Genomic DNA, 13,849 nt, shown 5'->3' with positions numbered 1-13,849 from the left:
TTTTACTTGAAGTCTAATATCCTTTAAGGAATGGTCTTAAATTTAAATATTAGATTTTGAGATCTTGCACAGCTATATTGTCAGATTATTCGGCTATATTGAAAGGTGGTTGTGATTTCAATGAAAGACATATTTATCGGTATACTCGCTTCTATGTTCTTTGCTGTGACATTCATCCTTAATCGGTCAATGGAGCTTTCTGGAGGCAGCTGGTTGTGGAGCTCATCTTTAAGATATCTCTTCATGCTCCCTTTTCTATTTCTTATTGTACTGTGCCGACGGAATCTTAAACAAGTCTTCGCTGAAATGCGCACCCAACCCTTACAATGGCTACTATGGAGTTTCGTCGGTTTTGTTTTATTTTACGCGCCAATCACCTATGCCGCCGCTTATGGACCAGGATGGTTAGTCGCCGGGACATGGCCGATGACCATCGTAGCTGGTATTTTGTTAGGCCCTTTGTTTTTCGAAACGGTCCAATCTGATAACGGTCCGATTAAGGTCAGACATCAGATTCCAGTCAGTGCTTTGTTAGTTTCGCTCCTGATCCTGTGTGGCGTCATGCTTATCCAGTGGCAACACGCACAAGATTTAACGGTGTATATGATCATGGCCGGTATACTCCCCGTTGCGATTGCTGCTTTCGCTTACCCTCTAGGTAATCGTAAGATGATGGCCTTGTGTGCTGGGAGGTTAGATACGTTCCAAAGAGTATTGGGCATGACCATTGCCAGCCTTCCCTTTTGGCTCATCATAGGAGCTTGGGGTTGGCGCACTGTAGGGGCGCCTTCTGCGGACCAAGTCCTGCAATCTTTTATCGTGGCCATATGTTCAGGTGTGATTGCGACGACATTGTTTTTTATCGCCACAGACAGAGTGAGAGATCACCAAGGTAAATTAGCTGCTGTCGAAGCGACACAGTCAACGCAGGTCGTCTTCGTGATTATTGGGGAGGTTCTCCTGCTATCATCTCCATTACCCCATGGCTTGGCGATCGGGGGACTTTTGATTATCGTGCTCGGTATGCTCCTTCATAGTTTCTTGACGAAGAAAGTAAAACCAAAAATCACCCCCTCTAGAGGAAGCGTTAGGGTTGGCGGCGATAAGGAGCGTGAGCAGCACGTGTCCTCTTAAAGATAGATTGGTACGGGTCGTGTATTGAGCAATCCATGAGAAACATCATTAGCTCACACATGCTAATATTATTGATGTTGTAAGGAGTTGAAAGGGAAAGGATAAACATTACAAATAATAGAGGAAAGGGGTCATTTTCAATTAGAAAGTCTAAAGATAATCGTCCTCTTAGCACATCAAAGCAATGGTTGATTTTTACTAGCTATGCAGCGTTTGCATGGTCAATTCTATTCGGGTTTATTCATATTTACTGGGCTGTAGGAGGTACTATAGGATTTGAAGGAAGAACGATGAGTGAAGTGTTATTTATGATTAATCTAGCTGCCATTGTGCTATGTTTTCTTGCTGCTTTTATTGCTCTTGCACTTGTTCAAGCATGGGGAGAAGATATCCCAAATTGGTTTTTACTCACTTCAGCATGGATAGCGTGTGTCGTACTAGGTTTGCGTGGTGGTGTAGGGATTACACAAAGCATGCTACAGGCAGAACCAACCCCATTACTATTTATTATTATTGAACCTTATTTCTTATTAGGTGGTATCTTGTTTGGACTAAGTGCCTTTCTTTACATTTATACCAACACCAATAGGAGAATAAAGGAAGGGAATACCCATAACGGTTAGTATGATAAGGGCCATATAAAAAATGATATATAGTCAATAATTCATATAACGACGCAGAGAAGAAGATGCTCCGAAATGATAAAAAAATAGAGAATACAGTATCTCTTTAGAAAAAAAGTTGTTCCTTTATAACTTGGAACAACTCAGATTGTAGAAAAACCTCTTCTGAACCAGCAGACTAAATGGTTTAGAAGAGGTTTTTCGTTTAATTTTATAAAAAAATATAGATGGACCGAAGGTCGCCACTTCCAATTTGCCAGTTTCTTAAGATTCATGGCAGCAAAAGCAAGCATCGCCTGCATTGTGTTTTTCTTCCTTCCCCTCAAGGTAGTCCAACGCAAACCATGCTTTTCTTTTAAGTCTGCAAATACCCTTTCAATGGTTTCTTTACGCATAGCGTAAATCTCTTTGTTCTTGTCAGTGTGCCTTAAATGCTCAACTTCATCTAAGTAGTCTTGCCATACATGCCTGTGAATTTGTTTAGTGCAATCACGGCTAGCCGTACACTTAAAAAGCATAGGACAAGACCGACAAATGTGGGCTTGAGATTTATATTGTCGATAACCTTCTCGAGTGGTTGTACAATAGGGCAAGATTTGTCCTTCCGGACATATGTAACAATCATTGTACTCATCATAGACATATTCATGTGCTCTAAAAAAACCTTTTTTTGTTTTAGGACGTGTGTAAGGCATGGCTGGTCGAATGCCTTCATCTAAAAGAACCTTGCTAATATAAGGTGTTTTATAACCCGCGTCTAGAGCTACGGCACGAGGTTGTCCGATCTTCGACTTTATCTGTTCAAATAGGTCTGTAAAGACCTGGCTATCGTGGACATTACTTGCTTTTACTATAGCTCCCAAAACAAAACCATTTCGGTCACAAGCAGTATGATATGAATAAGCAAACATTCTTTCCCGTTCATTTTTTACAAAATATCCGCTTTCGGGGTCGGTTGTACTCTCTTTTAATTCCTTCTCACTCGTCGTTGTTTTGGGAGTAAAAGGCTTTTTTCCACGTTTCGCCCGATCTTCGTTGACCTCATTTGTCAATTGCTCTTGATAACGGCGTGTCTCTGTGCGAACTTTCTTTTTGATAAACTTCTTTTTATTAGCGTTGGCCTTAACGTGAGTTGAATCAATAAAAACGGCCTCTGGGTCAACAAATCCTTCATTAATGGCTTCTTTCAAAATGCGATAAAAAATGGTTTCAAATAAATCCGTGTCTTGAAATCGCCGAACATAATTTTTACCGAAGGTAGAGAAATGAGGAATTCTTTCAGTTAACTCATATCCTAGAAACCACCTGTAAGCGACATTCGTTTCAATTTCTTTAATGGTCTGGCGCATCGAACGGATGCCAAATATGTACTGAAGAAGTGGAATTTTAATTAAGACCACAGGGTCAATGCTAGGACGTCCATTGTTTGGTGAATAATACTGTTCAACTAAATCATAGATAAAGCTAAAGTCGATTGCTTGGTCAATTTTACGAACTAAGTGATCCATCGGTACTAAATCATCGAGAGTGACAACTTGAAGTTGATGTCGTAGATTGTTCTCACGTTTGGATAACATCCATTATACCTCCTCACCGTTTGTCCTTAACTTCATTCTACAAAAAAAGACCGTAGACCTGAAGTACCTTTCGGTACTTTGTCTACAGTCTGAGTTGTTCCTTTATAACTTGGAACAACTTTTTTATGATTACAATTCAAATTCTATCTTTAAAAATGACTTGATTGTTTCTGAATGACCACTCAATGTTAATAAAACGTCATCTTTAGTATTTATATTCAGTTTGAATTCTAAGAATGGGCAACATATACGTTCAAGTATAACAAAATCCATTATATGCTCGAGTACAATGTCTTCATTTGGATAAGTGAAGCTATAACCATTTGGCAGTTCTTTTGTCTCAATGACAATCGCTTTCAACTGATTTCGTAGATCCTTATATTTCTTTTGTTGATCAACAGATAAAGCGTTAAAATGACACGCAATTGGCATACTCATACAACAAACATCTCCTTTTATAGTTTATAATATAACTATAATTCTTAAAGTTAACTTTAAGTCAAGGAGGATTTTAAGTGAGTGTATTAACGATAGGCCAATTAGCAGAAAAAGTGAAGCTAAAGCCTTCTGCAATCCGTTATTACGAGCAAAAAGGACTTTTACCGAATCCGGAAAGAATGAATGGACGAAGAAGGTATACAGAAGATGTTATACCGCGAATAGAATTTATCAAGTTGACTCAAAATATAGGGTTAACTTTAGAGGAAATATTAATCTTAATAGAAGGATTTAATCAAAATACTTCACGTGCAGTGCAGTGGCGTACATTAGCAAGCAAAAAAATGTGTGAAATCGAAGAATTAATTGAAGACCTCAACCTAATGAAATTAATCTTACAAAACGCGATTGATTGTGAATGTTTATCTTGGGATGACTGTATTGAAAACCTTTCGAAAGCGAGGAGAAACCTATGATCATTAAAACCATATTATTATTCTTTTTCGCGGGAATAGCAGAAATAGGTGGGGGTTACCTTATATGGTTATGGCTACGGGAAGGTAAGGCCGTTTACTTAGGTCTATTTGGATGTGTAGCTTTAGCTTTATATGGGGTTATTGCCACCTTTCAATCATTTCCGACATTCGGGAGAGTTTATGCTGCTTATGGAGGCGTTTTTATCATTCTTTCTGTTTTGTGGGGATGGGGAATAGATAAAAAAACACCAGACCTATATGATTGGGTTGGTGCTAGTATATGTCTTTTAGGCGTCTCTGTCATGTTATTAGCGCCTCGTCATTAAATGAAAGGCTTCTATTATGATAGTTTCTGTCATCTAGGCGAGTCACCTGAGCAATCATTCACCATGATTATTTTTATCTTGAATGAACGCGTCTGCGATTATCTCCTGCACTTGCTTCGCTGACTTAGAAGAAAGGGAATAAATCGTATGAGTGTCTTCAGTATTCATAACCGTCCCCAATGTTTCACTCAGCCACAGAAAATAAGTGTCCTCTCCAAGCACCACCTTGTATTGAGGTTCCACCATGTCTACGACACCTGGCTGTTTACTGGCCCTGTTAACAGCTTTTTGTAAAGTCTTCATGTCGTCAGGGTCTGTAATAACAACGGAGGAATCTGCTTTAACGTCAGAAAAACTCTCCATTTCATACACCTCAATCGACTCAAGAGCATCAGTAGAAATAATGGAACAGGCCACCACAAATAATACGCTTAGAACCAAAATAAATACGCCTATATTCAACCGTTTAGACAAGAGTCATCACCCCCTATGTATTAGACGGCATCATGCCTTCATTTGTTTAATGATTTTTGCAGGTGTCCACGATTACCACATTTTCGTTTACTCCGATACATCTTTTGTCCCTAAGTAGTGAAGGCTATGAACGCGTGGTGTAATGGCACGGCACCGACATCTATCTTAATCACATTGTTTGTCCCAATCTTTATTCATAAGTTCGTATTTCATTTATTTCACTATCTCTTCTTCACTATTAAAGTAATAAAAGACACCATAAAACGAACGTTTTGTTTCTTTGACATTCAATCGTTTGTGTTATATACTTCCCTTGTGACTTGCTTTGTGGTTCGTCATTGGATTGAATCAAGATTAATTTTTTCATATAGGAGTAGATAGACATGGAACATGTATTTGATTATGAAGATGTTCAGTTAATTCCTGCCAAGTCTATTGTCAATAGTCGATCTGAATGTGATACGTCTGTGACCTTTGGCGGTCGGACTTTTAAATTACCTATCGTACCTGCGAATATGCAGACGATTATAGATGAGAAAATTGCCATTAACCTGGCGGAAAATAATTATTTCTATATTATGCATCGTTTTCAACCCGAACAGCGCTTATCTTTTGTAAAAGACATGCAATCCCGCGGGCTTTATGCATCGATCAGTGTCGGGGTTAAAGAAGAAGAGTACCGGTTCATTGAACAGTTAGCAGACGAAAACCTGTCACCCGAATATATCACGATTGATATCGCACATGGACATTCAGATGCGGTCATCCATATGATACAGCACATTAAGAAGCATCTCCCTGAGAGCTTTATTATAGCGGGAAATGTAGGCACCCCAGAAGCCGTACGCGAATTAGAAAATGCCGGTGCGGATGCAACAAAAGTGGGCATTGGGCCTGGAAAAGTATGTATCACTAAAATTAAGACTGGATTTGGAACAGGGGGTTGGCAACTTGCGGCACTGAGATGGTGTGCAAAGGCAGCAAGTAAGCCGATTATCGCCGATGGTGGGATTCGTACACATGGTGATATCGCGAAGTCCGTCAGATTCGGTGCATCAATGGTCATGATTGGGTCATTATTTGCTGGACATGAAGAATCCCCTGGCGAGACGGTGGAAATAGACGGCAAACTTTATAAGGAATACTTTGGTTCAGCTTCCGAATTCCAAAAAGGTGAGCACAAAAATGTTGAAGGTAAAAAAATGCATGTGGCATATAAAGGCCACTTAAAAGATACGCTGACTGAAATGGAACAGGACCTTCAATCCTCCATATCTTACGCGGGAGGAAATAAATTGGATGCCATTCGTCATGTCGACTATGTTATTGTCAGAAATTCCATTTTGAATGGGGACATCATATAATATCCTATTGAACCTTAAACCTTAAATTTAGAAAAGGTATTCTACAGTCTGAAACCTAACGGATTCCGTTAGGTTCTTTTATGATCATTTTCATCTGTTATAATTTCTACAAATCCATGATCGCCGTCAACACGAATCCATTGACCATCCTTTATTTTCTGCATTGCATCATCAATACCGACAACAGCTGGAATCCCATATTCTCTCGCTACAACTGAGCCATGCGTCATTAAGCCTCCAACCTCAGTTACTAACGCCTTGGCCGTTTGGAATAAAGGTGTCCACCCTGGATCCGTATGATTGGCAATTAATATTTCACCCTCGTTCAAATTTGCTTCCTCTGGCTTATATACTACCCGTGCCCTCCCTTCGACCACACCACCTGATACGGGATTGCCAACAAGAGCCCCCTCAGGAAAGTCACCTTCTCTAACAGTTCCAGTTATAATCTCACCTTCGCTTGTCATCACTCTCGGCTGATTTAAAGTTTGGCACCACGCATCATGTTCTTTACGTTTTTTCACAAGGGATTCGACATTTTGCTCAAACGTTCCTGTGGCCAACTCAATTAATTCATCTAGAGTCAAATAATAGATATCCTCTGTTTCTAGAAGTATTCCTTTTTTCACCATTGTGTTGGCTTCATTTAGTAAGGCCTGCTTGCAATCATCTAATACGATCGTTATTAAATGCTTATGGTGTTCCCTTAATCCACCCATGTGACGGTAAACCTCTATGAGCCGTGCCATGAACTTTTTCTTTATTTTATTTAATCCTTTATGACCCATTTTTTGAAAAACGCTTCGCCTTGCCTCTGCCACCTCTTTTAATCCTTGCTCGTATTTAGCTCTATGCTCATTCGGTTTTAAGTTACGTTTATGTCCTAAAATCGTCGATACCATAAGGGTGGGCTTTTCTCTCCAACGTGGTCTTGTGATATCGATTTCTCCAGCACATCGCATCCCGTATTTTTCAATAAAAGCTTCAAAAGATTCCTTAAAGGCGTCACCACCCTGAACCATTAATAATCCTTCATAAAAGGTTTCGTCTTTTGCAGATTTTAAATACTCCTCTACTTCTGGTGAATCCCGGAGCGAATCGGCTAAATCTCCTAACTCGAGCCCCATCTCACTCATGATGTTCCCGGGCAGGGATTTCGTCAATTGATTAAATTCATAGTCACTCTCAGTGATCCGGAACAACATTTTTCGTAAGACTCTGGTCGTTATCATTAATGTGATAGGATTAGCCACAATTTTAGAAACGTGACCAACCACTTGTTCTAATTGGTTCTTAACCTCTTCTATGCGAGACACGCCTGTTTGACTATTCAGATCATTTGAAACGGTATGCGCCACTTTCTCCATGACAGTCTCTACTTGAGCTTTAGCTAAGCTTGGGTCATGTTTAAATAACTTCAGGAAAACGTCCTTCAAGATCGGGCGTAGTAGTCGTAATTTAGGTCTTAGCGGCTTTTTTTCGGCGGGAATCTTTCTAAATTCAGGACGCTGTATAAATGCTTCTACTGCTCTACTCATTGATTCATCCATGTTATTTAATATAATAGGGAGTATTTTTCTTCCCCATTTCGTTTGCAGTATGGATGTTGGGTCTATAAAAAGTCTTCCACCCGATTCCTGTAAAAACGGTTTTGGGGCTATCGTTTTAAATACAGATATGCCTAACGGCTTCATCGCATCGGTCATCATTTGAATATGACCTAATGATACTAACACATGTAACGGTTGCTGGGGTAGATCAGGTAATGGATACAGGGATGTAATGGGACGGCTTTGGACAATGAACATTTCCTCCCCTTCTACACAGAACTCAATATCCTGTGGAGACCCGTAATGATTTTCTATTTTCTTACCAAGCTTAGCCAATTCTATAATCAATTGATCAGATAAAGCCTGCTTTTTCTGTTGCTCTATAGGGATCGGTTTAGTTTCAGTTCCACCGTTTGTAAGCGGCAATACCGCTATTTTCTTTTCTGACACCCTCTTACTGATGATTTCTCCTGATTTTACTTTATATAGGTCTGCAGATACGATACCTGAAACAATGGCTTCCCCTAAGCCAAAGCTTGCATCAATAGAGGTGACATGTCGATGTCCAGTTGTCGGATCAGCTGTAAACATAACACCTGAAATATCAGGTTGGACCATGCGTTGTACGACGACCGATAAATGAACCTGATCATGGTTAAACTTATTTTTGGCTCGATAGGCAATAGCACGATCTGTAAAAAGAGAGGCCCAGCAATTGCGAACATAATATAATAGTTCCTTTTCTCCGTAGACATTTAAGTACGTATCCTGTTGTCCTGCAAAGGATGCCGTTGGCAAGTCTTCCGCTGTTGCACTGGATCTTACGGCATAGGGATATTCTTCGCCTGTTTTCTTCCAAGCTTCAATTATATCGTCCCGGAGTTGTGACGGCATTTCTAGATGTTCGATATGTTCACGTATGCTTTTTCCTAGGTGTCTTAAATGCTGTAAGTCATTTGTGTTCATGGTATTTAATTCTTTTAATAGCTTGTTCATTTCCGGACTACTGGATATTAATGCTTTATAAGCCTGTGTTGTGATACAAAATCCTTCTGGGACCGGGAACCCAGCTTTGGTCATTTCAGCGAGGTTCGCTCCCTTTCCTCCCACAAGTGGAAGACTTGACTGGTCCAGCTCTTCAAAATATAGAACCGATGATGTCATTGTTAACACCCTTTCATTGATATGAATCAATGGTCATGAACACACTGTTGATCATCATTTGATATATATATTATATTTTTTCTTTTAAAAAAAACAGCTTTTTTCGCTCATATCATTTAAACTTATGAGAGGACATTTGCCCTTTATGGTGGACTATACTGACGTCGTCATGTGGACGATGCCATGTCAAGGATCATTATATTTTACGGTAAGCAGAATACTTTAAAGGTGGGAATATGGTGGAGATCAGACGGTTAAACAATAAAGATATGGATCAAGTGATAGACATCTGGGTTGAGGGGAGTGTCGCTGCACACGACTTTATTAGCCCAGATTACTGGGAATCTAAGAAAATAGATATGAAAACAACGTATCTTCCGATGGCTGACACGTTTGTGATTCATGAAAGAGATCACATCCTGGGTTTTGTCTCCATGGTTGATCACTATTTAGCAGCGTTGTTTGTGGATATTAAAAAGCAAAAGAAGGGTTACGGAAAACAATTACTTCGTTATATTAAGCAAAAGCAGGACATGATTGAATTGAAAGTGTATCAGAAAAATAAAAATGCCATTCATTTTTATCTCAAAAACGGATTTAGAATTGAAGCAGACACAATCGATGAGCCCACTGCTGAAAGTGAATATGTTATGGTGTGGGAAAAGGATAAAACAGGTGGCTATCAAGGCCTAAACATGTGAGTCCTATAAGAGGTATTTTTATTAGAGCCGTAGATGGCTCCTTTATGTCGGGGCTGTACATAATCGATTTACTATGAGTAAAAAAACAAACAAATATCAGTGTATGACTTTCATAAATACGCCGACTCTATAAGGATAAGAGTCGGCTGAAATAAGGTTATCTATTCCTGTCCTTACCTATTATTCTTTTTCTATTTGCCAAATGGCCTGCCCAGATTGGAATGGATCACTAAAAATAAATTCATAAGACTCATGGTCGGGCACATCGAATGCCACTTGCCCTCTCATTGTTCGACCAGGTCCAACTTCTCCATCTAAGCTCCCCTGAGCGTCAGTATAAATCGTAATGTCATAAGAATACCCTTCTGGATCAACTAATTCAGTCATCAACATAGAAGAAATGTTCTCAGATTCATCAGTTTCATTTTCTATACTGACGTCAACAACTAGGAAAACGTCTTCACTTGGAGATTCAAAATCATTTCCCTGACTGTACTCTACTGAATTAACCGTAACGAGTAAACCATTAAAGTTAACGGTATCTCCCACTGCTAGGTTTTGTGTATTTGCCGTTTCCTCTGAGCCCTCTTCATTACCTGCCTCATCAGTTCCTTCGCTTTCATCTGTATCTGTTTCTGTATCAGTAGTATCATTATCTACGGGCTCAATGTCAGATTCTCCACACGCCACTAAACCAAATACTAACATCATAATCACTAGTAAACCTAAGATTTTTTTCATTTTGTCATTCCCCCACTTCATTTTTGTGCATAAAATTTAACTTCATGAGTAATTTTTTTATCCCATTCTCCCTTCTACTTCATTTTTACTTACGCCCACCCTACTCCCATTCTGTTAATTTATCTTCCAAACCAAGACGTAGTTCGTGAATAGAGCGTTATACGATTGAGTTCAAAGAAGAAAAAGTTGCATCCAAAATAGAATATATAATTATCAAAAACTGTTGAAATAACCCAATTTTTGACACAAGGTGTATTTTACCATGAAATTTTATCCATGTCATGATAATAATTGTATTTTTTTCAAATATATCTTCTGTAGTATTTTGGTTATTTTTTATCTACAAAAATTAACCTAACGTTTACCTGTACTCAAGTCATTTAATTTCATTTCTATAAGTACATAGGACTAGTTTTTAAGTCATGTTACAGGTGTACTATATTGCAAAGTTTAAGTTTAATATGCCGGCAAGCCTCAATCGTTGTCGATGATACAAACCAAAACAAAAAGGGCCTCTAGACCAGTATGTATGGTTCTAGAGACCCTTAAGACCACATTACGAGGAGTACAGGTTCCCTTTTGACGTTAGTTAAAGCAAGACTCGTTAAGACAAAGAACGATATAGGAACTGTGCCACTTCTGCCCGGGTGATCGCTTCCCTAGGGCGTAGTAACCCACTTGCCTCGACGTCAATGATCTCGGCATTTAATAGGCTGGCCACACCTTCGCGCGCATAATCGCTAAGATATTCTATATCCTGTACTCGGGATAGTATACTAGCTATAACTTCCTCGCTGAGGTCTTGTGTATATTCTTGATCCTTTATAGCCCTGGCGACTATGGTAAAGGCTTGTTCACGGGTCACATCTTGGTGAGGTTCAAAACGTCGAGTGCTGACCCCTTGCACTAAACCGTGACGATAGGCAACGCTAACCGGCTTGGCATACCACTTGGCTGCGTCCACATCTGTAAATGGTAGTGTCTCACTTTCTTGTTCTAAACTGAACGCACGTACAAGTAAAGCCGATAGCTCGGCTCGAGACAAAAAGCCATCTGGCACATACTTTGTGCTGCTACGCCCATTGATCAACCCACGATGGGCTAATGTTGTAATTTCATGAAAAAACGGATGGCTGTCTGGTACGTCTGCAAAAGTATCCTCAGTTGTCCAGATATCCTCGTTCCCAATGACAGGGAACACAACAGATGACGGGTAATCGATGCCCTGATGGATCTCAACTTCAGCTGGGGTTGGATGTAAACCAGGGCCCTGCGCATATCTTTGATTGTCCAAAGGTTTAGCCCCGCCAGCTAGGCTTAAACGTATTCGGTGACCGGCTTGGAATACGTAAGATGTAGGCAATATTTCCATCGTATACTGCTGTGCTTGTCCAGGCTCCAACGGCGTAGGGTCACTGACAGATTCGGCTCTAGACGCATTAAGATAGCCGGTTGTGACCTGCCGTGAAGTCCCATCTGGGGCAACGTCTGTTACCTGAACAACGAAATCTGTATCCTCGACATTCGCACTAGCCCAAAATTGAAGTTTGATACTCCCTGTGACCTCCGTGGATACAGCCAGTGGGTCTGTTGTCCAAGTCAATGTTTGAGCTTCATACGAAGACTGATCAATGTCTAAGCGCCTAGAGGAGCTTAATAATGCAGGTAAAAAAGGACCTAAATCGGGATCATATGTATATTGATCTGACACATTTTTTTGTGCGGGAAGCTCTGGCTGTAATGAACCGTCATTGATACTTTCAATCGATCCACTTTTAGAATCCGTCAGGTAAAGTTCCACATCGTTAGCGTCTGGTATGGGCCAATCTTTTTCAAAACGCCATCGATCAGGGCCCTGGACATATATTAGGACTCGATCTTCTTGGTCAATGCCATTATCGACGCCTTTAAGGTGATGATCAAACCACAGCGTCTGATAAATTTCAAAGTCATAGGGCTGAACGTTTGTTAAATAACGGTGAGCTTGCGGTCCAATAATGAGCTTTCCTTCGCCTCCCGTTGCCCTTATTTGTTTAAATGCTCTGATATTACCAGGTGTGATGTAATCGTTCCAACCACCAGATACAAGTGGTGCAATCCCTTGATCAGTCATCGCTTGTATGTCCTTCTCTAAGACTGTTCGTTCACGCCACCATTCGTCTAAGTTGCGGTGTTCCAAGGCAAAGGAATATTCGGTTCTTCCCTCTCGGCCTGGACCTGGTAGCATGCCCCCTGGATACCATAAATAAGAATAGCAATCTGCACAGGCTGCAATCGGGCTAATGGCTTTTAGGCTAGGGGGAAGTTCCTTGGCTGCTAACCACTGGCTAATGCCCAATAAAGATATACCCACTGTTCCTACATGGCCATCACTCCAAGGTTGAGCGGCTGCCCATTCAATGACATCGTAACCGTCTTGTCCATATTGATTGAATAAGTTACTTTCTCCTTCTGAACTTCCAACTCCGCGAAGACTGACATGTAATGCAGCATATCCTCGTTCAACAAGATTATATAGCATGTGTTCACGATCAGCTACGTCTGTTCGATCATGTCCGTAACCGTTAAGTTGTACGATAGTAGGAAAAGGGCCCCGCTTATACTCGGGGAGGAACAAGCGTCCCTTTAGGATAACACCATCACGCATGGGGATACTGACTTCCTCCGTCACTTTCACAGGGTAGCCTGTCTTTGATTTTGGGGTTTGCTGTGTAAGAACCCATTGTCTATCCTCTGTCCCGTATCCTATTTGTTCACTGCTATGTATGCTCCCCGTAACCTGTGAGTGTAAGGAAGAGAATTCAATATCTTCTTCAATCATAAAAAGAAGTGTGAGTGCTAATGCAAAGCTAATCAGTAGTTTTCCTTGTGTCATGACGTCACCTTTGATTTCTATTTTGCGTGTATATGTAATGAAAAAACAGAACCACAAACAGTCGCCAAGAATTTACCAGCAACAGTTTTTATTATAGCATAGGAAACATTCATCTTGAAAAGAATGAGCAAAAAATGTCAACTATTGTCTTATTGTTAGTCAAATATTCCTCTAAATATTCCGACGCTTACAGAAATAAAAAGTTACCTTACAGATAAAACGTTTTGTTACTTAGGCTACTTTTAATAGAGTGTTTTTAATGATCACTTATGAGTAAGGGTCACTGATATAAAATTAAACCTTCAATCTCTATCTCACTACTTTTTTGATTAGTGCAGTGCGACTTTCATCCTAATTTTCCCATCGTTTTTATCGGTTGTACACCATATAACTGTTGATGCTGGTG

Annotated in this window: 12 protein-coding genes; 6 read left to right on the top strand and 6 right to left on the bottom strand. The window is 40.1% G+C overall.

Translation table 11 applies throughout. The features are described from left to right. Positions 1–120: 120 nt before the first annotated feature. A complete protein-coding gene (locus tag JKM87_RS05620; protein WP_202078818.1) occupies positions 121–1,134 on the top strand; it encodes a DMT family transporter in 1,014 nt (337 codons plus the stop codon). 188 nt (positions 1,135–1,322) lie between these two features. Next, entirely contained in the window at positions 1,323–1,757 is a 435-nt protein-coding gene (locus JKM87_RS05615; protein ID WP_202078816.1) for a DUF3995 domain-containing protein, read from the top strand. 143 nt (positions 1,758–1,900) lie between these two features. Here JKM87_RS05615 and JKM87_RS05610 read toward each other — a convergent pair whose 3' ends face one another. Both JKM87_RS05610 and JKM87_RS05605 read right to left on the bottom strand, forming a co-directional pair. Continuing rightward, complete coding sequence (locus JKM87_RS05610) at positions 1,901–3,334, bottom strand: IS1182 family transposase (RefSeq protein WP_202078814.1); 1,434 nt, start codon at positions 3,332–3,334, stop codon at positions 1,901–1,903. Between the two features lie 129 nt (positions 3,335–3,463). Next, the gene (locus JKM87_RS05605) at positions 3,464–3,772 is read right to left on the bottom strand and encodes a hypothetical protein (protein ID WP_202078812.1); all 309 of its coding nucleotides are present in this window, start codon (positions 3,770–3,772) and stop codon (positions 3,464–3,466) included. 77 nt (positions 3,773–3,849) lie between these two features. On the opposite strand from JKM87_RS05605, the gene JKM87_RS18020 reads away from it, so the two are divergent. Next, positions 3,850–4,248 carry a MerR family transcriptional regulator gene (locus JKM87_RS18020; protein ID WP_202078810.1) on the top strand — a complete coding sequence of 133 codons (399 nt, stop codon included), beginning with the start codon at positions 3,850–3,852 and terminating at the stop codon, positions 4,246–4,248. Then, entirely contained in the window at positions 4,245–4,574 is a 330-nt protein-coding gene (locus JKM87_RS05595; RefSeq protein WP_202078808.1) for a YnfA family protein, read from the top strand. Before JKM87_RS18020 ends, JKM87_RS05595 begins: the two co-directional genes overlap by 4 nt. 54 nt (positions 4,575–4,628) lie before the next feature. Here JKM87_RS05595 and JKM87_RS05590 read toward each other — a convergent pair whose 3' ends face one another. Further along, entirely contained in the window at positions 4,629–5,048 is a 420-nt protein-coding gene (locus JKM87_RS05590) for a YhfM domain-containing protein (protein ID WP_202078806.1), read from the bottom strand. Between the two features lie 383 nt (positions 5,049–5,431). Here JKM87_RS05590 and guaC point away from each other — a divergent pair, with 383 nt between their 5' ends. Further along, complete coding sequence (gene guaC, locus JKM87_RS05585; protein WP_202078804.1) at positions 5,432–6,412, top strand: GMP reductase; 981 nt, start codon at positions 5,432–5,434, stop codon at positions 6,410–6,412. Positions 6,413–6,480: 68 nt separating this feature from the next. On the opposite strand, the gene JKM87_RS05580 is transcribed toward guaC, so the two are convergent. Next, positions 6,481–9,126 carry a phosphoenolpyruvate synthase gene (locus tag JKM87_RS05580; protein ID WP_202078802.1) on the bottom strand — a complete coding sequence of 882 codons (2,646 nt, stop codon included), beginning with the start codon at positions 9,124–9,126 and terminating at the stop codon, positions 6,481–6,483. Positions 9,127–9,362: 236 nt separating this feature from the next. Here JKM87_RS05580 and JKM87_RS05575 point away from each other — a divergent pair, with 236 nt between their 5' ends. Continuing rightward, positions 9,363–9,827 carry an N-acetyltransferase gene (locus JKM87_RS05575; protein ID WP_202078800.1) on the top strand — a complete coding sequence of 155 codons (465 nt, stop codon included), beginning with the start codon at positions 9,363–9,365 and terminating at the stop codon, positions 9,825–9,827. A 180-nt stretch (positions 9,828–10,007) separates the two neighbouring features. Here JKM87_RS05575 and JKM87_RS05570 read toward each other — a convergent pair whose 3' ends face one another. Continuing rightward, complete coding sequence (locus tag JKM87_RS05570; protein ID WP_202078798.1) at positions 10,008–10,568, bottom strand: DUF4352 domain-containing protein; 561 nt, start codon at positions 10,566–10,568, stop codon at positions 10,008–10,010. A 604-nt stretch (positions 10,569–11,172) separates the two neighbouring features. Continuing rightward, on the bottom strand, positions 11,173–13,443 hold the full coding sequence (locus tag JKM87_RS05565; protein WP_202078796.1) for a CocE/NonD family hydrolase: 2,271 nt from the start codon (positions 13,441–13,443) through the stop codon (positions 11,173–11,175). Positions 13,444–13,849: the final 406 nt, after the last annotated feature.

This window comes from Caldalkalibacillus salinus, from assembly GCF_016745835.1.
Classification (GTDB): domain Bacteria; phylum Bacillota; class Bacilli; order Caldalkalibacillales; family JCM-10596; genus Caldalkalibacillus_A; species Caldalkalibacillus_A salinus.
The sequence above is the reverse complement of the archived record's forward strand: the minus strand, read 5'-3'. Positions and strand labels throughout refer to the sequence as shown.

Excerpts from the sequence above, each read along its gene's own strand:
- JKM87_RS05565 (WP_202078796.1), bottom strand. The coding sequence starts at position 13,443 with ATGACACAAGGAAAACTACTGATTAGCTTTGCATTAGCACTCACACTT.
- JKM87_RS05570 (WP_202078798.1), bottom strand. The coding sequence starts at position 10,568 with ATGAAAAAAATCTTAGGTTTACTAGTGATTATGATGTTAGTATTTGGT.
- guaC (WP_202078804.1), top strand. The coding sequence starts at position 5,432 with ATGGAACATGTATTTGATTATGAAGATGTTCAGTTAATTCCTGCCAAG.
- JKM87_RS05620 (WP_202078818.1), top strand. The coding sequence starts at position 121 with ATGAAAGACATATTTATCGGTATACTCGCTTCTATGTTCTTTGCTGTG.
- JKM87_RS05575 (WP_202078800.1), top strand. The coding sequence starts at position 9,363 with ATGGTGGAGATCAGACGGTTAAACAATAAAGATATGGATCAAGTGATA.
- JKM87_RS05605 (WP_202078812.1), bottom strand. The coding sequence starts at position 3,772 with ATGAGTATGCCAATTGCGTGTCATTTTAACGCTTTATCTGTTGATCAA.
- JKM87_RS05595 (WP_202078808.1), top strand. The coding sequence starts at position 4,245 with ATGATCATTAAAACCATATTATTATTCTTTTTCGCGGGAATAGCAGAA.
- JKM87_RS05610 (WP_202078814.1), bottom strand. The coding sequence starts at position 3,334 with ATGTTATCCAAACGTGAGAACAATCTACGACATCAACTTCAAGTTGTC.
- JKM87_RS05580 (WP_202078802.1), bottom strand. The coding sequence starts at position 9,126 with ATGACATCATCGGTTCTATATTTTGAAGAGCTGGACCAGTCAAGTCTT.